Source organism: Kribbella sp. NPDC051587 (genome assembly GCF_044453945.1).
Taxonomy (GTDB): domain Bacteria; phylum Actinomycetota; class Actinomycetes; order Propionibacteriales; family Kribbellaceae; genus Kribbella.
The window spans coordinates 530,423-553,918 of sequence record NZ_JBITDE010000003.1; the positions used below are offsets into that span (position 1 = coordinate 530,423).

The following is a 23,496-nucleotide window of genomic DNA, read 5'->3' on the forward strand; positions in this document are numbered from 1 at the left end:
CGATGCAGTCCGTCCTCGACAAGCTCGTGCCGCAGGGTGCAGCAGGCGTCCTCCTGCACCTTCGCACGCCCGACGTGACGTGGACCGGCTCCAGCGGAGTCGGCGAGCTGGGCACGGATCGCCCCGTCGATCCCGACGGCTGGTTCCGGGCCGGCAGTATCACCAAGACCTTCACTGCGGTCGTCGTCCTGCAATTGGTCGGCGCCGGCCGTCTCCAGCTGGACAAGCCGATCACGGAGTGGGTGCCGGACGTCCCCACCGACATCACTCTGCGCCAGTTGCTCAACCACACGAGCGGACTGCACAACTACACCGACGACCTGCCAGACCTTCCCGGGATGGTGCGCGACCGCTTCCTCCCTGTCGACCCGTTCGCGTCGCTAGCCACGGCTGTCGCCAAACCGCGCCTGTTCGAGGCAGGCAGCTCCTGGTCGTACTCCAACACGAACTACATCGCACTGGGCCTGCTGATCGAGGCTGTCACCGGCAACTTGTACGCCGACGAGGTCCGCGACCGCATCATCCAGCCAGCGGGTCTGAGTCGCACTCTGCTACCAGGTGACGATGTGGAACTCCCGGATCCGCACGCTCATGCCTACTTCCAGCTGGATGACGGACCGGTCGACATGACGCAGGTCAACGTCTCACAGGCCTGGGCGGCGGGCGCCATCGTGTCAACGGCCGCCGACCTGAACACCTTCTACGCCAAGCTGCTGGCGGGCGACCTGCTCCGGACCGCGGAGCTGGCCGAGATGCAGACCGTGGTCGACGTAGCCGACGGCTACGGGCTCGGCATCGAACGTCGCGTCGTCGGTGACCATGTCCTCTGGGGACACGGTGGGGGCATCTTCGGCTACCGGACGCTGAGCTACCACTCGAGCGACGTCGACCTGACGTTGTCGTACACCACGATGACCGAGGAAGGGTTGGAGACCGACCAGGTCCTGGCCGGTCTCCTCACCTGACTACTTCTGCACCAGTACGGCGACTGTCCGCGCCGGCACCTGGACCGTGCCGGACGAAGCGGTCCAGGTGGTCTGCTTGACCACCGGGTCGCTGCCGTTGGCCTGGACCGGGGAGAGCGTGAGCGTCTGACCGGCCAGCCCTGGCACGGTCTGCGTGACAGCGGAGCCCGTGGTGTTGAAGACGACCAGCACGCCCTTGAGCGCTGGGTCGACGTTCGGACCGACGGTGTCGTCAATGCGCATCGTGACGACGCCAGGGGTCGAGCCACTCGCCGGATAGCTGAGCTTGGTGTTGATGAGGTCGGCCGAACCGAGCCGGAACAGCGGTGTGGAGAAGCGGAGCTTGAGCAGGTCGGCAGCGGCCGCTGAGGCGGTCTGTACCTCGGCCGCACTGGGCTTCAGCGCCGGATTGCCGAGCAGCGGCTTGATGTAGGGCCACTTCGCTTCGTTGTCCGGCTTCGGCGGCAGACCGTGACCGAAGCCGTTGTCGGCGCCGGTCCAGTCCAGCGTGTTGAACCAGTCGCCGGAGTCGTAGGAGTTCCGGTCCAGTGACTTGCTGCGCAGCATGTCGGCACCTGCGTGCCAGAACGACGGCGTCTGCGCGAGTGCGGTCGTTGCCAGCGACAAGGTGTTCATCCGGATCCGGTCCGGCATCGGCATGGTCGTCGGCAGCTTGTACGTCAGCGTGTCCCACAGCGTCTCGTTGTCGTGCGCGTCGACGTACGTGACCACCTCGTCCGGCTGATCGGCGTACCCGGCGGGGGAGCCGTTGTAGTCGACCCCGTCACCGCGCACCGTCGTACCGGTCTCTGCGGAGCGGAAGCTGAACGACCGCAGGTTGCCGGCCAGGCCTAGTTGGACCAGATCGGTGTCGTGGGCGAGGCGTTTGGCCCGGTCAGCGGCTGAGCCGTTGATCGGGTCGCCGTTCGGGTCAGTGGCTGCTCCGGAGCCGAAGCCCTGCACCCGCGGGTTGTCGTCGAACGGGCCGCCGCCACGGACCGCGTCCCGGAGCCGGTCCGAGAAGGTACCGATCCCGGTCCCGCCGAGGTTGCCCTGGCGCGCCTGCACGAACAGGGCGTTGTCGGCGACCTCACCGAAGTTCCAGCCCTCGCCGTACAGGTAGATGTGCTTGCCGTCGACGCCGTCCTTGGCCAGCGTCAGCTTGTCGAGCGCGGCCCGCACCTTGAGCAGGTTCGCCTTGGTGTGGTGACCCATCAGGTCGTAGCGGAAGCCGTCGACGTGGTAGTTGCGGGCCCAGCTCACGGTGCCGTCCACCATGATCTTCTCGGCCATGGCGTGCTCGGTGGCGATGTTGCTGCAGCAGGTCGAGTTCTCCACGCCGCCGGTCGCGTTCAGCCGCTGGTAGTACCCGGGCACGATCTTGTCGAGCACCGACGTCGGTGCCTGCCCGGCTGCCGGTGTGTGGTTGAAGACCTGGTCCAGTACGACGCGCAGTCCGGACTTGTGCAGTCCGCCGACCATGGTGCGGAATTCGGCGACCCGCGCGAGACCGTCCTTCTGCGTCGCGTAGGAACCCTCAGGCGCCAGCCAGTGGAAGGGGTCGTAGCCCCAGTTGAAACCGTCCTTCGCCGCCACTGCACTCACACAGGCCTGCTGCTGATCGGAGTCCGCCGGTAACGCCTTCAGATCGCAGGCCGGCGTCTGCTGCCCGGTCTCCGGGATCGACGCGATGTCGAACGTCGGCAGCAGGTGCACTGTGTTGAGTCCGGCGTCCGCGAGCTGCTTGAGGTGCTTGGTGCCGTTGCCGTTGTCCGCGAAGGCCAGGTAGGTCCCACGGTGTGCGGCCGGCACCGTCGGGTCGCTGATGGAGAAGTCCCGGACATGCAGCTCGTAGATGGTCGAGTCGACGGACTGCGCGAGCTTCGGCGCCGCTGTGCTCGACCACAGTGCCGGCTTCCCCGCTGGGTCGTTCAGGTCCACTGCGACCGAGTACGCCGAGTCAGTGGTCAGCGCGGTGGAGTAGGGATCCGTGACGACGTTCGTTTCCACCTTTTTGGTGCTCGGCGAATAGACCTTCACTTCGTACCGGTACGAAGTGTTCTTGAACGACCTCGGACCACGCACGCTCCACGAGCCGTCGTCGTTCGCGCGCATCGCCAGCCGCTGCGATCCAACGAGCAGTGCGACGCTCTGCGCGGTGGGAGCCCACACCGTGAAGGTAGGTGAGCCCCCGCTCCACGTGACGCCGTACGAGCGCTTGGTGGCCGCACTGTAGACGTCGTCGAGCACACCAGGGATCTGTACGCCGGTCGCATCCAGCAGCCGACCTGTGTCGTCGTACTGAGCCAGCCCGAGCTGTCCGGTCAGAATCTTCCGAACGTCCGCATGGTCGAGCCGCAGCGTCGTATAGCCGGGTTTGACCTCGCGCGGGTCGTACCGCAGCCCCACCGACGTACCGCCGATGTCGTCCGCGTCGATCTTCAGCCCGCCGGTCGTCGACCAGTGCAGCCGCCAGCGGGACTGCTCCGGGTGGGCAACAGCCGGTACGGCGAGGGTGTCGCGCGAGAGCCAGTAGGCCTTGGCCTGACCGAGGTCCGGCTGTGCACCGGGCTTGGCGGTCGTCACTGTGAGCGTGTGGGTCGCGAGCACGTACGTGAACGTGGTGACCAGCCCGTCACCGGGCACGGTGATCGGAACATTCTGGGCCGGATAGCTCTCGTCCCACGACAGGTTGTGCGCGACCTTGGCCTCATAGCTGCCCGCTCCGATCTCACTCGTCGACCAGGTGTAGGTGCCGTCACCGTCGGCGTCCGTCAGCCAGGGTCGCATGCAGGACGGGTCCCAGTCGGCCGGACAGCCCAGCTCGGACTGGAACGAGCCAGGCACCGTGATGATCGGCCCCTCCGCACTGGAGGTGACGAAGTGCCGGCCCTGCTCGTAGTAGAACGTCACCGGGCCGGCCGGAGCCGTGTAGGAGATGTTGCCGCCGTTCAGGTTGCCCCCGGCCCCGTAGTTCACGTCCCAGTTCTTGTTGAGCGCCGCCTTGTACGCGTGCTCACCGGCCGGGATCGTGTAGGTGCCCTTCCACACCTTGTCCTTCGGGTCGAGCGTCAGCTGCGCCTGGTCGCAGTCCGGCGACCAGTCCGCCGCACACCCCATCTCACTGTTGTGGTCGCCCGGCACGCTGACGTTGGTCGGCTGGACGACCGGTCCGGTGTCACCGCCGCCACCTGGCTTCGGGGCGTCGCCCACGACGCCGTACGAGCCAGAGATCGAGTAGTGCCCCGCCGAGTCCCGCAACACCGCGCGGTACTCGAGCAGCGTCCCCTTCGGCAGCCCGCTGACGTCCTGGAAGACCCGGTACGGCGCGGCGTCGTCCGAGCCGAGTCGCTTCCAGGCCGTCGTACCCACTGGGCGATAGCCGAAGGTCACCGTGACCGGAGTGTTGGCCGGAACCGCCGCACTGATCTCAGCACGACCACCGACGACACCACCCGGCTCAGGCGCACTCAGGTAGACCGCAGGTGCCTTGGACGGCGCGGGCACCTTCTTCAAGGCTTGGTAGACCGTCACTGACAGAGGCGGCTGGCTGAGCAGTACCCGACCCTCACGGTCCGTCTGGATCGACCGCGAGCCGCCATAGACCGGCTTCAGCCACGTGTTCGACCCGTACGTCGGAATCGTCGCGGACTTGGCCGTGGTCGCGTTGTTGGCGACCACCAGGTACTCCACGTTGTCCGCACCGATCCGGCTGAACGCGTAGAGGCCACCGGAGTTGGATGAGTATCGGTGCACCTGACGTCCGTCGGCCAGCGCCGGGTACTGCGAACGCAGCTTCGCCAGCGCCGCGATGTGCTTGTACATAGGCGAGCTGACGTCGTACCGGTCCTTGCTACCGATCGTCGTCGTACCGGTGCCGTCTACGACCTCGTCATCGGCGTAGTCCGCGGTCTTGGTCGCGAACATGTCCTGCCGGGCGTCCTTGTCACCGCCCGGCCCGGTGAAGCCCTGCTCGTCGCCGTAGTACACGACCGGCTGTCCGCGGGTGAGGTACATCAGTGAGTGCGCCAGCTTGTCGCGGGCGAGCAGTTCCGGCCCGTTGGCGCCGCCCTGCTTGAGGAACGTGCCCACGCGGCCCATGTCGTGGTTCCCGAGGAACGTCGGCAGCTGGTAGGCGTTGGAGTCCGGATCGGTGTAGTAATCGTCGTTCGCGTAGAGGTCGCGCAGCTTGGTCGCGGGGTCGCCCTTGGCGAACGTCACCGCGTTCTGCTGGAACCCGAAGTCGAGCGTCGCCTGCAGCGCACCGGCGGTGGTGTAGGTCGACATGAACTTCGGATCCGCGTCGTACACCTCGCCGAACATGAAGAACTTCTTCGACCCGGCGGCCTTCGCCGCCGCCAGGACCGACGGGGAGAACTTCTGCCAGAACTCGAGGTTGACGTGCTTGACGGTGTCGATCCGGAAGCCGTCGATGCCGAGCTCGGCCCAGGTCTTGTAGACGTCGATCATCCCGTCCCGCACCCGTGGCTGCTCGGTGAACAGGTCGTCCAGCCCGACGAAGTCGCCGTACTCGGCCGATTCGCCGGCGAAGGTCGAGTCACCGCGGTTGTGGTAGAGCGTCGGGTCGTTCAGCCAGGCCGGGACCTTCACGGTCTCGTCGGCCGGCGTCCTGAAGACCGGCACGTTCGGGAACGACGTGTTCCGGTCCAGCGGCGGGAACGTGTCCCCACCGGCATAGGTTTTGTCGTCGAAGACGTTCCCGGCCGCGTCCTTGTACGGCGATGCCGACTTCGGGATGTAGCCGTACCGACCGGACTGGTAGGAGATCACGTCGGCGGTGTGGTTGGTGATGATGTCGAAGAAGACCTTCATGCCCTTGCGGTGCGCCTGGTCGATCAGCCGCTTCATGTCCGCGTTGGTGCCCAGGTGCGGATCGATCTGGGTGAAGTCGGTGATCCAGTAGCCGTGGTAGCCCGCACTGACGTCAGCACCCGTGCCCTGTACCGGCCGGTTCTTGAACGACGGCGTGAGCCAGATGGACGTCGTACCGAGGTTCTTGATGTAGTCGAGCTTCTGGATGACCCCACTGAGGTCACCACCGTGGTAGAAGCCCTTGTCGGTCGGGTCCAGCCCGGTCTGCAGGCGGTCGCCGGTCAGGCCGCCGGAGTCGTTGCTCTTGTCACCGTTGGCGAACCGGTCCGCCATCAGGAAGTAGAACCGCTCCTTGGTGAGGTCCTGCCGCAGACTCGGTGACGCCAGTGCCTTGTCAGCAGCCGTTACCTGTGAGGCCGCCAGGTCCACCGGCTTCACCGACACCACATGGGTCTTGTCGTCGTAGCTGAACGACAGCTTGGCCGGGCCCTCGACCCGCAGCGGGATGTTGGCCCCGTTCAGCACTCCACCGGCGCCGTAGTTCTCGTCCCAGCCGCCGTTGACGGTCACCTTGTACTCGTACGAGCCGGCCGGCACGTCGAACACCTTCGTGTACGGCGCCGCCGCGCCGAGACTGGTCGCCGTACAGGCGGGGTCCCAGTCACCCGGACAGCCCAGCTCACTCTGCAGTGAGCCGGCCACCGTGATCACCCGCTCGGCCGTCACCTGAGCCTGTGCGGGAGCCCCCAGCCCGAGCACCACCATCGCCGCCGCAGCGACCCCCGCAACCCAACGCCTGACACCACTCATCGCTGTCCCCTCCAGAGCCGGTCTGCCGGGGACGCTAGCCCGCGGCCCAGAGGTGGGGAAGGCTTCGAACGTCACAAAACGACAGTCCTGATCGAAAGGTTTGCGGGGAGGTCTATACCGGTATTTCCTGGTCGCATCCCCGCCCGCCTGAAAGGGATGTCCCTCATGAAACTGCCCTGGATGCTGGTCGCCGCGCTCGGTGCCGCTCTCCTCACCACCCCCGCCCACGCAGCGCGCCCGGCCGTCGGTGGCCTGTCGGTCTGGACCGAGTCCGCCTACACCTCGGTCTTCCGTGACAGCCAGCCGTCCGACGAGGCCGGCCAGGACCTGCTGCTGGACACCGCCCGCAACGACTACGAAGGCGCCCAGATCGTGCTGCGCCGGTCGCAGGCGTACACCATCACGGGTGTCGACTTCACGCCGCTGAGCGGTACCGCGGGCTCGATCGCCGCGTCGAACCTGAGCTACAACTTCGTCGACTACGTGAGTCTGAACTACAACTCGCCGATCACTCCGAACATCCGCAACGCGCCTGGTCAGTTCCCGGACCGGTTGCGGAACGACCCCACGATCGCGGTCGACGCCGGCAACGCCCAGTCCATCTGGATCCGCGCCTACGTCCCGTCCGCGGCGGCGGGCGGCGTGTACAGCGGCACCGTCACGGTCCACACGACCGTCGGAGACATTCCAGTGCCGCTGACGGCGAACGTGCGCGACGTCCTGATCCCACCGACCAAGGACAGCGACTTCACGAACGCCATGTGGCACAACATGCTCGGCTACTCGTCGTGGGACCACGGCAAGGGCGACACCGTCGAGCTGTTCTACCCCGGCGTCAAGCGGTACGACGACCGCTGGTGGCAGATCGTCGACAACTACGCCGCCATGCAGGCGAAGTACCGCGGCAACAGCCTGCAGCTACCGGTCATCCACCTGCTCCGCGAGGGCGGCAGCACGGTCGACGCGGCCGGGAACTACCACTTCGACTGGACCCGGTTCGACCAGGTGGTCGAGCGGATCATGCGCGCCGGTCACATCAAGCGACTCGAGGGCTTCACGATGTCCGGGCCCCACGACGACCCCAGGTCGCCCTGGTACAGCCCCACCCGGCCGAAGGGCAAGTTCCTGACCGAGGTGCTCGGCAAGACCGACCCGGGCACCGGGCAGGCCTCGTTCAGCTGGGTCGACTGGGACGCCGCGCCGGCCACGAAGTGGAACGACCAGTTCTTCCCGGCACTGCGCGACCACCTGATCGGCAAGGGCTGGGACAAGATGTGGTGGCACCACGTCTCCGACGAGTCGTACAGCCAGACGTGGTTCACCATCGAGCAGAAGATCCGCTCGCTGTGGCCCGGGGTGAAGATCGGCGACGCCATGCTCGGCAACGGGGTGAACCAGTCCAAAGAGGCCGACATCATGATCCCGATCCTGGACGAGTACGACCGCAACGCGGCGGCGTACGACAAGGAGCGGGACGACCACGGGAAGCAGCTCTGGCTCTACAACTGCATCGGCCCGGCCGGCAACTTCCTGAACAGGTTCATCGATCAGCCGCAATGGCACCAGCGGATGACCATGTGGTACGCCTACTCGCGCGGTGCCACCGGCTACCTGCACTGGGCCTGGATGAACTGGCAGTACGCGATGAACGACCAGGGCGGCAAGGGCGACGGGTACATCGTCCACCCGGACCCGGCCCGGCTGACCTTCGAGTCCTCGCCTCGCTACGAGTCGCTGCGTGACGGCATCGAGGACTGGGAGGTCCTCAACATCCTGGGCAAGCGCAACGCCGGGCTGGCCAAGGCCCTGGCCACGAGCATGGCGCAGCGCGGTGACAAGTACGTCATGGACACCACGTTCCAGCAGCAGGTCCGGCGGATGGCGCTGGACGCCGCAGCCGGCCTCCCGGTGATTGCCCAGGACCACGCACTCGCCAAGGCCACGACCAGTTCGAGCGCGTCGGCCGGTTTCGAAGCGAGCAAGGCGGTCGACGGAAACGACACCACGGGCTGGCGCCCAGCCACCGGGACCCAGTGGATCCAGGTGGACCTGCGGAACCAGAGCCGGCTCGACGGTGTCCACCTGAAGTGGTCCGCCGCCGCAGCCAACAAGTACCGCGTGCTGACCTCGTACGACGGCACCAACTGGGTGGAGGCCTATTCCACCTCGTCGGGTGACGGGGGAGACGACTTCATCGGATTCGTCGGCAAGGCGCGCTATGTGCGGCTTGAGGTGACCGGTGGCAGCTCGGTGTTCCAGCTGAACTCCTTGGAGGTCTCCGGGCACCGGCTGGCGCAGGCCAATCTGGCGGCCGGCAGGACGTACCAGCTGGTGCCGGCCCCGGACGACCAGCCGGACGAGGGCGGCCGTCAGCTCACCGACGGTCAGATCGGCGACGACTGGTCGGACCTGCGCGGCGTGGGGTGGAAGACGATCAAGGACCGCGACCGCTACACCGACATGACCATCGACCTCGGCTCGGTGCAGCGGGTGGCCGAGGCGAAGGTGCACGCGTACGAGGAGTACCAGTACTACCGCCCGGATGACCTGACCGTGCAGACCAGCACGGACGGGTCCACCTGGACGGCGCGCAAGACGGTTGGCGGAGTCCCCGAGGGACACTCGAAGGTCTGGTACGACCTGGCGTTCCCGGCCGTCCAGGCGCGGTGGGTCCGGATCTCGTTCAAGCACAAGGGCACCAACGAGGGCACGGTGACCCTGATGGACGAGCTGGAGGTGTACGGCGTCGGCACGGCCGTCGGACCGGAGGAGCCGCCAGGCTCAGCAGCGTTCGCGTGGAAGACCCAGAACCACATGTTCGCGCCATCGAGCACGGGAAGTCTCCAGCACTGGTGGTCGACTCCGGGGATCGGTGTCGAGCGCGACGTGTGGCCCGACGCACCGATGGAGGGCAAGCCGGTCGGCATGGCCTTCGACAACCAGCAGCACGTCTTCGCGCGCAGCAAGACCAACACTTTGCTCAACTGGTCCTGGACGGAAGGGCAGACCGCGGTCCAGTCGACCGACCTGGGTGGTGCGGCGTACTCCGACCCGGCTCCGGTGGTCTGGGGCAACCAGCGTCACGTGTTCGCTCGGTCGGCCGACGGTGGGCTGACGCACTGGTCGTGGGACGCGGTGAGCGGCCAGCAGATCAACAGCTGGCCCAAGGCGCCCGTACCGATTGCGGGTAAGCCATCCGCCTTCGCCGCCGGCGACGAGCTGCACGTAGTGGCTCGGGGCACCGACAACCGCTTGTATCACTGGTGGTGGAAGGCCGATGCGCCGGAGCCACAGGTCGAGGCCTGGGGTGGTGAGGCGTACTCCGACCCAACCACCTTCACCTACGACGGGCAGCTGCATGCGTTCGCCAAGGCGGCCGACGGCCAGCTGTTCCACTGGTTCGTCGACCCCGGAGACGGACTCCACACCGACAAGTGGACCGGCGCACCGGCAGGCTTCAAAGGCACTCCCATCGGCTACCGGTACGGCACCCAGCAGCATGTCGTTGCCCGCGGTGCCGACGACACCCTCTACCACTGGTGGTGGGACCAGCCGACCGACAAGATCACCTTCGCGAACTGGGGCGGTCAGGTCCTCTCCGACCCAGCGGCCTCGGTCTACAACAACCAGCAGCACATCTTCGCTCAGTCGGCGACCAGCGCCCTCAACCACTGGCAGTGGGACCCGACCGGCGGACTGAAGCTGGACCAGTGGTGAAGCTCCGCTGGCTCCTGGTCGCCGCGCTAACTCTCGGCGTCCTCACGACACCTGCTCCAGCCACCGCAGCGAGCGACCTGCCCGCCATCACTCCGACACCACAGTCGATCCGGCGACTCGGAGCCGACGTACCGGCAGCAGGGCTCGCCGTACTGAAAGAGACCGGTACGGCGAGCGCTCGCGCGGCAGGTGCACTGTCTGCCTGGGCCCTGCCGTCCGCTGCCGGTCTGAAACCCGGCGGCTATGTCCTGGGTGTTGGCACCTACCAGGGCGAGAACCTGGCGGTCCTGGTCGGCCATGACCCGGCCGGCACCTTCTATGGCGAGCAAACGCTCGCGCAGCTGACCGCATCCTCCTCCGTGCCTGGTGTTGCGGTCGTAGACGAGCCTGCGTTCGCACTGCGTGGTGGGATGGAGTCGTTCTACGGTCAGCCGTGGCAGCAGGCCGATCTGCTGCGGCACCTCGATTTCATGGGACGTCATCGGCTGAATGCTTTCCAGTACACGGTCAGCGGCGACCCCCACACCGCCGGTGAGGCTTGGCGACAGCCGTACACGGGTGCGGACGTGGACCGGATCCGGGAAGCGATCCAACGGGCCAAGGCGAATCACGTGGAGTTCATCTACCGGGTGAACCCGGAGGCGAACGTCAAGGAGGCCTATGGGATCTGTCACGTGCGGCAGGCCGACAAGGACGCCCTGATCGCGCGCTACCAGCAGCTGTGGGATCTCGGCGAGCGAATCTTCTCGGTCGGCTGGGACGACGTCGGCGGGCAGTTCCGTTGCCTCGAGGACGCGCGCGCGTTCGCCGCAGAGGCGAGCCCGCTGGCAGCGGCGCAGGCACATGTCGTCAACGATGTGTACAACCGCTTCATCAAGACGCATCCCGGTGCCCGCCTCGTCACGGTGCCGACCGACTACTGGGGTAACGCCTCCCAGCGACCGCCGTACCGGGCCCGCTTCGCTGAGCTGATCCCGACCGACGTGGACATCTTCTGGACCGGGTCCGAGGTGGTCGCACCGACGATCACCACCGAGGATGCGGCCACGGCGTCGGCCTCGTTCGGTGGCCGGAAGCTTCTGATCTTCGACAACTACCCGGTGAACGACTATGCCCCGATGACTCAGCACCTCGGTCCGCTGGTCGGCAGGGACGCCGGACTGACGCAGTACGCGACCGGACTGTTGATCAACGAGATGCAGGAGGCAGAGCCGTCGCTGATCGCTCTCGGCACGGCGGCCGAGTACGCCTGGAACCCCACTGCCTATGACCCGCAGGCAGCGTGGAGCCGAATGCTCACCGAGCTCGGCGGACCGGTGTCAGACGCCCTGCGCCGGTACGCGGAGGTGAACACCGGCTCCGCACTGACCAGCGATCCCTCCGCACGACTCAGTCCGCTGGTCCGAGCGTTCATCGAGGCTTACCGGGCCGGCCGCGACCTGACTGCGTCGGCCGCCCCGCTGACGGTGTACCTGGACCGTTTGGCAGCTGCACCGGCGGAGCTGCGCGCCGGGCTCGGCAATGCGTCGTTCCTGTCCGACTCTGAGCCGTGGCTTGCCCGGACCGCACGCAGGAGCCGGGCTGGTGTCGCGGCAGTGCGAGCGCTCGAGGCCAAGGCAGCCGGTAACCTCCCTGGCTACCGGACCCGGCGCGAGGAGATGCAGTCGGCCCTGAACGACGCGAACAGCTCGTTCCGACTAGCGGTCCTGGGCAGTCTGGATGACCTGTTCGATCTGGCTGGAGTGATCCGGGGGAGTGACGTCGTCCGGCACGACAACGGCGCTCTGTCGGTCTTCGAGCGCGCCGGCAACGGTCTGATCCGGAGCGCCTCACAGCGGACCGCCGGCGGCAAGTGGGATCCGCTGACCAACCTGTGGCCGATCGACGCCGCAGGAAAGCCAGAGATCGTTGTACGGCGGGATGGCGGGCTCACCGCGTTCGTGCGAGGGGCCGACGGCCGGATCCGTACCAGCCGGCAGACTGCACCGGGCGGCGACTGGGGTGCCTGGGAGGTCGTGGTCGACCTCGTGGTCGGCGGAGACCCGGCTGCGGTGGTTGCCGACGACGGCCTGATCAGTCTGTTCGTCCGCGGCACCGACGGAGTGCCACTGACCATCTGGCAGCGCGACGGCGGTTGGCTGACCGAGCGGATCAGTGGGATCACGATGGTCGGCAAACCGGCGGTGGACGTCAACCTGGACGGCCTGCTGGTCATGGTGGTGCGAGACACCAACAACAAGCTGCAGAACAGTTGGCAGTGGAGCGTCGGCAGCAACTGGCGACCGTGGGTCGAGCTCCCGGGCTCGATCGACTCGGACCCGGATCTGGTGATGAGCTACAACGGCTCCTTCAGCGTCGTCTACCGCGGCCCCGACAACGCCGTCTACACGAGCTGGCAGCCCACCCGCGGCGCAGCGTTCACCGGTCCGACCCGGTTGGGCGAGATCACGGCGAAGGGCAACCCACAGGCGCACCTGGACAACACTGGTGGCCTGACGCTCACGGTACGCGGCTCGGACGACCGCGGCTGGACCATGTGGCAGACGACTCCGGGTGGCGTCTGGAAGAACGCGTGGCTGAACGACCAGGTGCGCGCCTACTCCGACGTACGGATCATCGACGGTGTGACCGGCGCCGGGACGGCCTTCACGACCGATGCCGAGGGCAAGCTTCACACGTCACACCAGTCCGCGTTCGGGACCGCCTGGACCGGCTGGGACGACCTCACCCGAACAGACTAGGCAGCGTCGACTCGATCGGCGTACGCAGCACAGTGGTCGCCTCCTCGTCGTACGGCGTCTCCTGCGCGTTCACGATGATCAGTGGTTTGCCCGCCCGCAGGGCGATGTCGCACAGACCTGCGGCCGGGTAGACCTGTAGTGAGGTACCGATCGCGACAAACACGTCCGCAGCCTCAGCGGCGGCGACTGCTGCGTCGAGGACGGCCACATCGAGTGACTGGCCGAAGGAGACCGTGGCGGACTTCAGAATGCCGCCACACACTTCACACGCCGGGTCCTCGTCACCAGCGTCCAGCCGGGGGAGTACGTCGGCCATCGGGATCCGCCGCTCGCACTGCAGGCAGTCGACGAACCAGACCGTGCCGTGCAGCTCGTGAACGAGTTCTGGTGCGGACCCGGCCTTCTGGTGCAGTCCGTCGATGTTCTGCGTGACCAGACCGGTCAGCCGACCTTGACGTTCCAGCTCGACCAGTGCGAGGTGGCCGGCGTTCGGCTCAGCCGTCCACGCCGGTGCGGCCAGGCGGAACTTCCACGCCTCCACGCGGACCGCTCGGCTGGCGACGTACTCGTCGATGTCGAACATCGCCTGGGCGGCCGGGTTCTTCGTCCACAGCCCCTGTGGCCCGCGGAAGTCCGGGATGCCGGAGGCGGTCGAGATACCTGCTCCGGTCAGTACGGCGATGCGGTCAGCGTCGATCACGCACCGGACTGTATCCAGTCCGTCGCCAGTACCGACATCACGACCTCGTCAACCCACTGGCCGTCCCACAGCAGCGCATCCCGCAAGACGCCCTCGACAACGAACCCGGCCTTCTCGTACGCCCGCTGCGCCCGCGGATTGAACGCGTACACCCCGAGGCTGATGCGGTGCAGGCCGAGCTCCTCGATGCCGTAGCCGACGATCAGCTGGGTCGCCTCCGTCCCCAGTCCGCGGCCCTGACCGGCCGGCCCGATCAGGATCCGGAAGTTGCAGCACTGGTTGTCCGGGTCCCACTCGTTGAGCACCGCCTCGCCGACGACCTCTCCGGAGGCCTTGTCCACGATCGCGAGGTCCAGCCGGTCGGTCTGGTCCTGCCGGGTCCGGTACCACTCCCGCGCCTTCTCTTCGCCGATCTCCCCATGACTCCCGGTCAGCCGGCCGACATCGGGATCGGCCATCGCGACGGCGAGCGCGGGGTAGTCGTCCTCGGTCACCGGACGCAGTACGACGAGCTCACCGGTCAGGGTCGGCTTGCGGGTGAAGTCGGTCACCCGGGGAGTGTGTCAGCTCACTCTCCGGACCACATACGTATTTTCGACCGCGGACACCAGCTCCTGCGACCGCATGCGGCACCAGGCCGGGATGTCGGTCGCCGCTGCCGGATCGTCGGCCAGCACGGTGACGGTGTCCCCGACGGCGACAGTCGGTAGCGCCTTGGCCAGCTTGATCACCGGGAGTGGGCAGAGCAGACCCCGGCAGTCCAGCTCGAGGTTCACATCCCCACCTCCGCCCGGATCCGCTGCACGACCCCCGGCAACACGCTGCAGAACCGGTCGATCTCGCCGTACGTCGTCGTCCGGGCCAGCGAGACCCGCACGTTGCCATGCGTCAGCACACCCATCGCGGCCAGGACATGTGACGGCCGCAACGTACTCGACGTACAGGCGGAGCCGCTGGAGACGGAAAAGCCCTCAGCGTCCAGTGCGGTCACCAGAGCCTCACCGTCCACATAGAGACAGGAGAACGTGAGCACGTGCGGCAGCCGGTCGTCCGGATCACCCACCACCTCGACATCCGGTACGTCGGCCGCCACCCGCGCCCGGATCTCGGTGATCCACGCCCGGTGCTGCCGGTCGAGCTCATCAGCCTCAGCCAGCCGTGCCTGCAGAGCGGCCGCGGCCGCCAGCAGGTTGGGTACGTCAGGGAACCCGGGGGAGAGGCCGTCCTCCCGCTCGTCCATCGGCCAGGCCGGAGCGATCCGAGTGCCCTTCCGAACCGCCAGCAGCCCCACACCGGCCGGCCCACCCCACTTGTGAGCGCTTGCCGTGAGCACCGACCAACCACCCGGCACCACGTCATGCCCTAGTGACGCCGCGGCATCCACGACCAGCGGCACGTCACCGCACGCCTCGGCAGCCGCCGCAACCGGCTGCCGCGTCCCCACCTCGTGGTTGGCCGACTGCAACACCGCCACCGCCACACCCGGCTCCTGCACCGCCGCGGCGAACGCGTCCAGATCCACCCGCCCCAGCATGTCCACGCCGACCTCCACACCGGCCTCACCTGCCGTGTGCAGTACGGCGCTGTGCTCCACCGCACTGTGGACCACCGCGGTCCCCGCCCGTCGCCGAGCAGCCAGTACGGCACTCAGTCCGGCGTGAATGGCCGCCGTACCGGAGGTGGTCAGGTAGAGCTCGTCCGGGCGCACTCCGACGCCCTGGGCAAGCACCGCCCGGGCGTTGTCCAGCAGCAGCCGGGCGGTCCTTCCCTCGTGGTGCAGACGCACCGGATCGGCCCACCCGGAATCCACTGCCGAGAGCAACATTTCCCGCGCGGCCGGATGCAGAGGCTCCGCCGATGCGGCGTCGAGGTACGCACGCTCATTCACAGGGGAAACGCTAAGGGCTACCTGTGCGCAAACAGGCGAATGCTGTCCAGTAGTGTTTGGTCGTCAGTCTCACTTGGGAAGGGAAAGGCGCCCCGTGGGTTCGAACGGCACGTCCGGAGTGGAGGAGCGCATGGCAGACACTGCCCGCGCCACACGTCCGGCGAAACGACGGCTACTGGCCGCGGCCGCAACGGTGCTCGGCGCCGTTGCGCTGACCGGTTGCTCGTCGGAGACCACTGAGCAGTGGAAGCGACTCGGTCTTCCTGAGGGCGCGTCAGACCGGACCGAGGCTGTCCGCAGCCTCTGGATCGGTGCGTGGATCGCAGCGCTGATCGTCGGCGTCGCGGTCTGGGCCCTGATCCTGTACGTCGTGGTGCGGTACCGCAAGCGCGGTGACGAGCCCGTCAAGCAGGTCCGGTACAACCTGCCGCTCGAGGTGCTGTACACGCTGGCCCCGTTCGCGATCATCGGGGTGCTCTTCTTCTACACCGTCGAGCACGGCAACCAGATCACGAAGATGTCGGCCACGCCGCAGCACACCGTGAACGTGGTCGGGCAGCAGTGGCAGTGGACCTTCAACTACAAGGACCAGGTCAACGGGCAGCAGGGCGTCTGGGAGACCGGCACGCTCGACAAGCCCGCGGAGCTGTGGCTGCCGGTGGACGAGTCGGTGCACTTCGACCTGACCTCGCCGGACGTCATCCACTCGTTCTGGGTGCCGAGCTTCTACTTCAAGCTCGACGTCATCCCGGGCCGGACCAACAAGTTCGAGGTCACGCCGACCAAGACCGGGACGTTCGCCGGCAAGTGCGCGGAGCTCTGCGGGCTCTACCACAGCCGGATGATCTTCACCGTCAAGGTCGTCACCCGCGCGGAGTACGACCAGCACCTCAAGGAGCTGGCCGACCGCGGTCAGACCGGTGCCGCCGTCGGCGGCCAGGACGCCACCACGATCCCCGGTCACGGTGAGCAGGAGGGCGAGAAATGAGCGGCTACGCCGAGCGCAGTGGCGCCGTCGGGAGCACGGCGCTGCCGCGGCGACGCAGCAAGGGCCAGCTCGCGGTCAAGTGGCTGACCACGACCGATCACAAGCTGATCGGCCACATGTACCTGATCACGTCGTTCATCTTCTTCCTGATCGGCGGCGTGATGGCGCTGCTGATCCGGGCCGAGCTGGCCAAGCCCGGTCTGCAGATCGTGAACGAAGAGGTCTATAACCAGCTCTTCACGATGCACGGCACGATCATGCTGCTGCTGTTCGCGACGCCGCTGTTCGTCGGCTTCGCGAACGTGATCATGCCGGTCCAGATCGGCGCCCCCGACGTCGCGTTCCCGCGGCTCAACATGTTCAGCTACTGGCTGTTCCTGTTCGGCGGCACGATCACGATCAGCGGGTTCTTCACCCCGGGCGGCGCGGCCGACTTCGGCTGGTTCGCCTACGCGCCGCTGTCGAATGCGGTCCGTTCGCCGGGCGTCGGCGGTGACCTGTGGATCATGGGTCTGTACCTGGCCGGTCTGGGCACGATCCTCGGTGCGGTCAACTTCGTCACCACGATCATCACCATGCGGGCCCCCGGGATGACGATGTTCCGGATGCCGATGTTCACCTGGAACATCCTGGTGACGTCGATCCTGGTCCTGATCGCGTTCCCGATCCTGGCCGGCGCGCTGCTGATGCTGGAGGCGGACCGAAGTCTCGGGGCCCATGTCTTCGACGCCGCGAACGGTGGTCCACTGCTGTGGCAGCACCTGTTCTGGTTCTTCGGGCACCCCGAGGTCTACATCATCGCGCTGCCGTTCTTCGGCATCATCACCGAGATCCTCCCGGTCTTCAGCCGCAAGCCGCTGTTCGGCTACATCGGCCTGGTCTCCGCGACGCTCGGTATCGCCGTCTTGTCGGTGGCGGTGTGGGCGCACCACATGTTCGTCACCGGTGCGGTGAACCTGCCGTTCTTCTCCTTCATGACGTTCCTGATCGCGGTCCCGACCGGCGTGAAGTTCTTCAACTGGATCGGCACGATCTGGGGCGGCTCGGTCTCGTTCGAGACCCCGATGCTCTGGTCGGTCGGCTTCCTGACGACCTTCCTGTTCGGCGGCCTGACCGGCATCATCCTGGCCTCGCCGGCGCTGGACTACCAACTGTCGGATTCGTACTTCGTGGTCGCGCACTTCCACTACGTGGTCTTCGGCACCGTCGTGTTCGCGATGTTCGCCGGGTTCTACTTCTGGTGGCCGAAGATGACCGGCCGGATGCTCGACGAGAAGCTCGGCAAGCTGCACTTCTGGCTGCTGTTCATCGGCTTCCACACGACGTTCCTGGTGCAGCACTGGCTGGGTGTCGAGGGCATGCCGCGGCGCTACGCGTCGTACGGGGCGAACGAGGGCTTCACCACGCTGAACGAGGTCTCCAGCGTCGGTGCCTTCGTGCTCGGCCTGTCGATGCTGCCGTTCTTCTACAACGTCTACAAGTCCCGCAAGGCGCCGAAGGTCAACGTCGACGACCCGTGGGGCTGGGGCCGGTCGCTGGAGTGGGCGACCAGTTCGCCCCCGCCGCGGCACAACTTCGACAAGCTGCCGCGGATCCGGTCCGAGAGCCCGGCGTTCGACCTGCACCACCCGGAGCTGGCCCTGGCCGAGTACCCGGCCAACCGGGCCGGCGCGGACAACCTGCTGGACGCCGGTGAGGACGAGGGCCGGGTCGCCCTGCTCGAGGAGAACGTCGCCAAGTCCGGTGACACGGTGAACGAGGGGAAGGACGAGGCGTGAAGGTCGAAGCCTGGGTCTTCGGGATCCTGAGCCTGTTTGTGCTGGTCGTCACGCCGATCTACTGGCTGATGGCGGGGGACCCGACCGGGACCACCGCACTGGTGATGACGTTCTTCCTGTCGCTGCTGATCGCGTTCTACCTGAGCATCACCGCGCGCCGGATGGACGCCCGTCCGGAGGACCGCAAGGACGCCGACATCGTGGAGGGCGCCGGCGAGCTCGGCTTCTTCCCGCCGCACTCGTGGTGGCCGCTGTGGACCGCCGCGACGATGGCGATCGTGGCGCTCGGGATCGTCTTCGGCTGGTGGCTGTTCATCGCCGGCTGCGGGATCGGGATCGTCACGCTGTCGGGGTTCATCTTCGAGTACTACCGCGGTGACCACGCACACTGAGCACAGTTGGTGACCATCGGTCACTGGTTGAACGCGAAAACAAGCGCCGTCCGGTCCCAACCGGGCGGCGCTTTCGTGCGTCTGATGAACGACGGGTTACTCTGGGCGGCGGTCGATGGATACAGGGGAGAACTGGGGAATGGTGAGCAGGAAACACGGTCTGGCCGTGGTGGGTATCGCGGTGCTGCTGCTGGCCGGTACGGCGTGCAGCGACTCCGAGGCGGGCGGCAAACCCGCTCCTGGTGCCGCACAGAGCAGCAACACGCCGGGCGGATCGACCTCGTCCGGTCCTTCGACGGAGCCGTCGGACAACCCGGCCGCGGCCACCATCTCGGTGGTTCCGGCCAAGGGAGCCAAGGCGGTCGCACCCGACAAGCCGGTGACCGTGACCACCTCGGTGGGCACGATCAAGTCGGTCACGCTCAAGGACGACGACGGTGACACCGTCGACGGCACCCTGAACGCCGACAAGACGGTCTGGACCGCCGGCCCGGGCGTCAAGCCGGGCGCGACGTACACGGTGAGCGGCACGGCCGAGGGCACCGACGGCGCCAGCGTGCCGATCTCCTCGACCTTCAGCACGCTGAAGGCGTCCAAGAACCTGAAGGCCTCGGTCGTCCCGCTGAACGGTGAGACTGTCGGTGTCGCGCTCCCGATCCAGATCTACTGGAACAACCCGGTCACCGACCGCGCGGCGGTCGAGAAGCGGCTCAAGGTCACCACGTCGGTGCCGGTCGAAGGCACCTGGCACTGGCTGAACAGCAAGCAGGTCAACTACCGCCCGAAGGTCTACTGGCCGGCCGGTACCAAGGTGACGGTGAACATCGACACCGCCGGGGTCAACGCGGGCAACGGCACCTGGGGTTCGGCCAGCCGCGAGATCAAGTTCGCGATCGGCAAGTCGGTCGTGAGCAAGGTCGACGTCAAGAAGCACACGATGACGGTCACGATCAACGGCAAGCTCGCCCGCACCATCCCGATCACCGCCGGCAAGGATGGCTTCACCACCCGCAGCGGGGTGAAGGTGATCATGGAGAAGTTCACCACCAAGCGGATGGACGCGGCGACGATCGGCCTCAAGCCGGGCGACCCGAACTACTACAACATCAGCGACGTGAAGTGGGCCCAGCGGGTGACGAGCTCGGGTGAGTTCGTCCACGGCGCCCCCTGGTCGAACGGTGCGCAGGGCAGCGCCAACGTCAGCCACGGCTGCGTCGGCATGAGCCTGGCCAACGCGCAGTGGTTCTACAACCAGACCCTGCGTGGCGACCCCATCGTCGTGACCGGAACCACGAAGTACATGACCGAGGGCAACGGCTGGGCCGACTGGAACTTCCCCTACGCCAAGTACAAGCAGGGCTCCGCACTCTAAGGGCACTCTGAGGACGCTCTAAAGGGCCATCAGACTCGCGTCCTGCCAGCCGCCGCCGGCGGAGTAGCGAGTCTGGGTCCACGGATTGCCGCTGGTGGCGCCGTTGTGGGGATACACCCACGCGGCGCCACTGCTGTCTCGGACGGTGATGTCCAGCCGCCCGTCCCCGGTCACGTCCTGCAGCAGCATCACCTGAGCAAGCCCCCAACCGCTCCCTGCGCCGATCTGAGCGCCTGTAGCGGTCACATGCACGGTGAGGTTCCCTGAGCCGTCCCGGGCCACCAGATCGGCGCGTCCGTCCCCGGTCACATCGCCCACGAGCAGTGCGGTGGCAGAGTTCCAGTTCACCCCGACACTGAACGGCCCGGTCCAGTTGGCCGCCGTACCGGATTTGCCGTTGTGCGGGTAGGTCCACATGCTGCCGTCGCGGAAGCGTGCCACCAGGTCCGGCTTGCCGTCGCCGGTCAGGTCACCGATCCCGATCCAGTCCGCGATGTCCCAGCCGGTCAGTCCGGTCGCGTACGGCGCCTTCCAGCCGGCCGCGGTCCCGCTCAGACCGTTGTGCGGGTAGACGTGGAGCGTCTGGTCGTTGCGAATCGTCACCAGGTCGGCCTTGCCGGTGCCGGTCGCGTCGGCCAGGAACATCACCCGTACGACGTCCCACCCGGTCGTGTTGGTGTCGTAGAAGGTCGTCCACGGGTTACTCGAGGCCGACCCGTTGTGCGGGTACACGTAGAGCCGTCCGCCGCGGCGCACCACCATGTCGGCCCGGCCGTCACCAGTCACGTCGATCATCACTTGACCTCCGTCCCGTTCACGACGAGCCGTTCCAGACCCGGCACGGGTGGACGGTGGACCGTGATCTTGGCCGGGTTCTGCGCCCAGCTGGTCGAGTGGGTGACGTCGAGGGTCTTGCCGTCCGTCGACAGCCGGAACCGGAGCGACATCGGCCCGAACAGCGTGGGCATCTTGTCGAACACCGTCTCGGAGTCCTTCGAGATCCAGGCGAGTGGGCAGAGCCGGAGCAGGTTCAGCTCGCCGGCCGTCAGCGAGTCGTCGATCACCGCGTGCCGCGCGGCCCAGGTGATCAGCGGCTGGACGAAGAGCGTCCCGTACATCCCGTGCCGGTGCTCACCGGAGATGTACGTGTCCGGGGAGATCGCGCCGGTCAGCAGGCCGTACAGGCCCTCGAGGAAGTGCGCCCGGTCGCCACGCTGCCAGCTGTGGAAGAGGTTCCAGCTGTAGCAGGGCTCGGCGCTGCTCTGCTCATGATCCAGTACGACGCGATCGAGCGCGGTGTGGTGAGCCGGGTCGAAGTTCGCCACGTTCGGCCCGACTCGATAGAACTCCAGGTACGACGTCATCAACGGATCGTCGGCCGGGAGCAGCCCGCCGAACACCGACATCAGCGCGCCACCGTCGAACGCCTCCAGATCCGGCCAGTCGCTCGGCTCGCCGTAGAACGAGCTCGGCAGGATGGGCTGCTTCGCCCCGCTCGGATCGGTCCAGGTCGGCGCGGCAGCGGCCGCCTGCCGCAGCGCGTTGACGTAGGCAGTCCGGAACGCGTCGGCCACGCCGGCGAACTCCGCGGCCCGCGGATGCGAGAGCCGCTGCAGCAGCTGTACGGCGCTACTGAGGCCGCGATGGGTCCACGCCTGGATGGAGACCGACTGCTGGTACCGCCCGGTGTCGTTCGCCTTCGCCGGCGGCATCAGCCCCTTGATGCCGGCCTGGTCCTGGAAGGTGGTCGCCCGCTTGATGAAGTCGCAGGCCTTCAGGATCGGACTCAGCCAACGATTGATGAACGCCTGATCGCGAGTCAGCAGGGCGTGCCGGCAGACCGCCTCCAGGATCGCACCGTGGTCACTGAGCCAGTGGAACGGCTGAAGCTGTGGAGGTGTCGAGAAGAAGCCGTCATGGGAGAACTTCTCGTAGTCGTCTCCGGGCGGCGCCACGGTGCCCTGGACGGTCAGGTACAGGTCCAGGTGGGAGGCCACGACGTCGTGGTAACCCAGGAGGTCCAGGAACATGTGGCTGACCATCGAGGTCGGCGTACTCCACAGCATGTCGTAGCCGTAGGAGCCGGACAGGAAGGTGTGCTTCCCGGTGTCCGGACTCTTCTCACCGATGATCTCGGCCAGCTGGACGCTGCGACGGAAGAACTGGTCGACATAGGGCTCGGGCGTGCTGATGGCCGATGCGGTAGCCGGCTTCTTGGCCCAATACGTCTCGGCCTGCGCGAGAGCGCCGTCGTACCCGAGGGCTAGTTCCGCGTCGATCTCCGCCTTGGGCTGGGGAAGCATCGGGACCAGTACGTCGACGTACGCACCCTTGCGCGCCTGGATGACCACCTTGAGGTCGTAGACCCCGTTGGCGCCGGTCAGGGTGGTCGCACCGGGCACACTGACCGCCATCCGGACCAGTCCGGCGCCGTCGAAGACCCGGGCGGGGACAGGCTCTGGGCCGGGGTTGAAGACCTGTTCGATCCGCAGGGTGGTGTCCAGCGCCGCAGTCGCCGGGAGAACCTCCATGGTGACGAAGGCGTCCTGCTGCTGCGGGGGATTGATGTGGTGCTTGATGTAGACCTTGCTGAGCCGCAGTACGAAGGTGAACGACGCAGGGGGCCGCACCTCACTCACCTGCTCGACAGAGAACCGCGTCCAGGAGTAGATCGGCTCCAGCGCCGTCTGGACATCAGGAGCGCCGCGGAGATGCGCGAACACCGACTGACGCAGTACGACGCCCTCCTGGCGCCGGTGCTCGGTCCAGAGCACCGGAGTGTTCTTGTCCGCGCGCCAGCCCTGGATACCGACGCCGAAGTCACCCTTGTAGAGGTAGTACGAGCCGGTGGGCATCGGCGGGATCGGGCCGCGGTCCGGCATCACCGGAGTGACCTGGAAGTCCTTGCCCTTGTACGCATCCAGCCACGGCTTCACCGGCCCGACCGGTACGGCGACCGCGGGCTGGCACACCATGGTGCCGTTGTAGAACATGTCGAACCGGAACAGGTGCGACTTCCACCCCACCGGCGTCCACACCTGCCGCTGCGGCGCCCACCAGCGCAGCGCCTCCTGCACATCCACCTCGCCGGTCAACCCCTCCTGGGCAACAGCCTGTACGACGGCGGCAGCGGCCGGTGGGGGAGCGTTTGAGGTCAGACCGGCGGCAGTGGCTGCACCGGCCAATTGGAGGGCGCGGCGACGGGACATGTGGGGCGGCATGGAAAAAGACTTCGACATACCGAAGATCGCGGCAACCAGTTAGACCACAACGAAAACGCCCCCAGCCGGAAGCTGGGGGCGTTCTCGGTGC

14 protein-coding genes are annotated in these 23,496 nt (G+C 67.0%); 7 read left to right on the forward strand and 7 right to left on the reverse strand.

Annotated elements, in window-relative coordinates; all coding sequences use genetic code 11:
* Window positions 1-2: 2 nt before the first annotated feature.
* Window positions 3-965 carry a serine hydrolase domain-containing protein gene (locus tag ACIA49_RS14660; RefSeq protein ID WP_396377651.1) on the forward strand — a complete coding sequence of 321 codons (963 nt, stop codon included), beginning with the start codon at window positions 3-5 and terminating at the stop codon, window positions 963-965.
* Here the strand turns inward: ACIA49_RS14660 and pulA are convergent, their stop codons facing one another.
* Window positions 966-6,608 (reverse strand): pullulanase-type alpha-1,6-glucosidase, encoded by a 5,643-nt coding sequence (gene pulA / locus ACIA49_RS14665; RefSeq protein ID WP_396377652.1) that lies wholly within the window; start codon window positions 6,606-6,608, stop codon window positions 966-968.
* 165 nt (window positions 6,609-6,773) lie between these two features.
* Here pulA and ACIA49_RS14670 point away from each other — a divergent pair, with 165 nt between their 5' ends.
* Window positions 6,774-10,325, forward strand: a complete 3,552-nt coding sequence (locus ACIA49_RS14670; RefSeq protein ID WP_396377653.1) for a glycoside hydrolase domain-containing protein — start codon at window positions 6,774-6,776, stop codon at window positions 10,323-10,325.
* On the forward strand, window positions 10,322-13,066 hold the full coding sequence (locus ACIA49_RS14675; protein WP_396377654.1) for a beta-N-acetylglucosaminidase domain-containing protein: 2,745 nt from the start codon (window positions 10,322-10,324) through the stop codon (window positions 13,064-13,066). Before ACIA49_RS14670 ends, ACIA49_RS14675 begins: the two co-directional genes overlap by 4 nt.
* Here ACIA49_RS14675 and ACIA49_RS14680 read toward each other — a convergent pair.
* Genes ACIA49_RS14680 through ACIA49_RS14695 form a run of 4 tightly spaced genes read right to left on the reverse strand, consistent with a single transcriptional unit; the run spans window position 13,050 to window position 15,654 of the window.
* Window positions 13,050-13,766 carry an SIR2 family NAD-dependent protein deacylase gene (locus ACIA49_RS14680; RefSeq protein WP_396377655.1) on the reverse strand — a complete coding sequence of 239 codons (717 nt, stop codon included), beginning with the start codon at window positions 13,764-13,766 and terminating at the stop codon, window positions 13,050-13,052. The genes ACIA49_RS14675 and ACIA49_RS14680 overlap by 17 nt on opposite strands.
* Complete coding sequence (locus ACIA49_RS14685; protein WP_396377656.1) at window positions 13,763-14,317, reverse strand: GNAT family N-acetyltransferase; 555 nt, start codon at window positions 14,315-14,317, stop codon at window positions 13,763-13,765. Before ACIA49_RS14685 ends, ACIA49_RS14680 begins: the two co-directional genes overlap by 4 nt.
* 12 nt (window positions 14,318-14,329) lie before the next feature.
* On the reverse strand, window positions 14,330-14,542 hold the full coding sequence (locus ACIA49_RS14690) for a sulfurtransferase TusA family protein (RefSeq protein WP_396377657.1): 213 nt from the start codon (window positions 14,540-14,542) through the stop codon (window positions 14,330-14,332).
* Window positions 14,539-15,654, reverse strand: coding sequence for a cysteine desulfurase family protein (locus ACIA49_RS14695; protein ID WP_396377658.1), 1,116 nt, complete (start codon window positions 15,652-15,654; stop codon window positions 14,539-14,541). Before ACIA49_RS14695 ends, ACIA49_RS14690 begins: the two co-directional genes overlap by 4 nt.
* 94 nt (window positions 15,655-15,748) lie before the next feature.
* Here ACIA49_RS14695 and coxB point away from each other — a divergent pair, with 94 nt between their 5' ends.
* The 4 genes from coxB (at window position 15,749) to ACIA49_RS14715 (ending at window position 20,184) form a co-directional block, all read left to right on the forward strand.
* Window positions 15,749-16,642, forward strand: a complete 894-nt coding sequence (gene coxB / locus ACIA49_RS14700; protein ID WP_396377659.1) for a cytochrome c oxidase subunit II — start codon at window positions 15,749-15,751, stop codon at window positions 16,640-16,642.
* Window positions 16,639-18,420 carry a cytochrome c oxidase subunit I gene (gene ctaD / locus ACIA49_RS14705; protein WP_396377661.1) on the forward strand — a complete coding sequence of 594 codons (1,782 nt, stop codon included), beginning with the start codon at window positions 16,639-16,641 and terminating at the stop codon, window positions 18,418-18,420. The genes coxB and ctaD overlap by 4 nt, the downstream gene beginning before the upstream one ends.
* Window positions 18,417-18,812, forward strand: a complete 396-nt coding sequence (locus ACIA49_RS14710; protein WP_396377662.1) for a cytochrome c oxidase subunit 4 — start codon at window positions 18,417-18,419, stop codon at window positions 18,810-18,812. The genes ctaD and ACIA49_RS14710 overlap by 4 nt, the downstream gene beginning before the upstream one ends.
* Before the next feature lie 139 nt (window positions 18,813-18,951).
* Window positions 18,952-20,184, forward strand: a complete 1,233-nt coding sequence (locus tag ACIA49_RS14715) for an Ig-like domain-containing protein (RefSeq protein ID WP_396377663.1) — start codon at window positions 18,952-18,954, stop codon at window positions 20,182-20,184.
* A gap of 18 nt (window positions 20,185-20,202) precedes the next feature.
* Here the strand turns inward: ACIA49_RS14715 and ACIA49_RS14720 are convergent, their stop codons facing one another.
* Window positions 20,203-20,979: an FG-GAP repeat domain-containing protein gene (locus ACIA49_RS14720; RefSeq protein ID WP_396377664.1), complete on the reverse strand. Its 777-nt coding sequence runs from the start codon at window positions 20,977-20,979 to the stop codon at window positions 20,203-20,205.
* A complete protein-coding gene (locus ACIA49_RS14725; protein ID WP_396377665.1) occupies window positions 20,979-23,405 on the reverse strand; it encodes a hypothetical protein in 2,427 nt (808 codons plus the stop codon). The genes ACIA49_RS14720 and ACIA49_RS14725 overlap by 1 nt, the downstream gene beginning before the upstream one ends.
* Between the last annotated feature and the right edge of the window lie 91 nt (window positions 23,406-23,496).

Excerpts from the sequence above, each read along its gene's own strand:
- ACIA49_RS14670 (WP_396377653.1), top strand. The coding sequence starts at position 6,774 with ATGAAACTGCCCTGGATGCTGGTCGCCGCGCTCGGTGCCGCTCTCCTC.
- ACIA49_RS14660 (WP_396377651.1), top strand. The coding sequence starts at position 3 with ATGCAGTCCGTCCTCGACAAGCTCGTGCCGCAGGGTGCAGCAGGCGTC.
- ACIA49_RS14725 (WP_396377665.1), bottom strand. The coding sequence starts at position 23,405 with ATGCCGCCCCACATGTCCCGTCGCCGCGCCCTCCAATTGGCCGGTGCA.
- ACIA49_RS14720 (WP_396377664.1), bottom strand. The coding sequence starts at position 20,979 with ATGATCGACGTGACTGGTGACGGCCGGGCCGACATGGTGGTGCGCCGC.
- ctaD (WP_396377661.1), top strand. The coding sequence starts at position 16,639 with ATGAGCGGCTACGCCGAGCGCAGTGGCGCCGTCGGGAGCACGGCGCTG.
- ACIA49_RS14715 (WP_396377663.1), top strand. The coding sequence starts at position 18,952 with ATGGTGAGCAGGAAACACGGTCTGGCCGTGGTGGGTATCGCGGTGCTG.
- pulA (WP_396377652.1), bottom strand. The coding sequence starts at position 6,608 with ATGAGTGGTGTCAGGCGTTGGGTTGCGGGGGTCGCTGCGGCGGCGATG.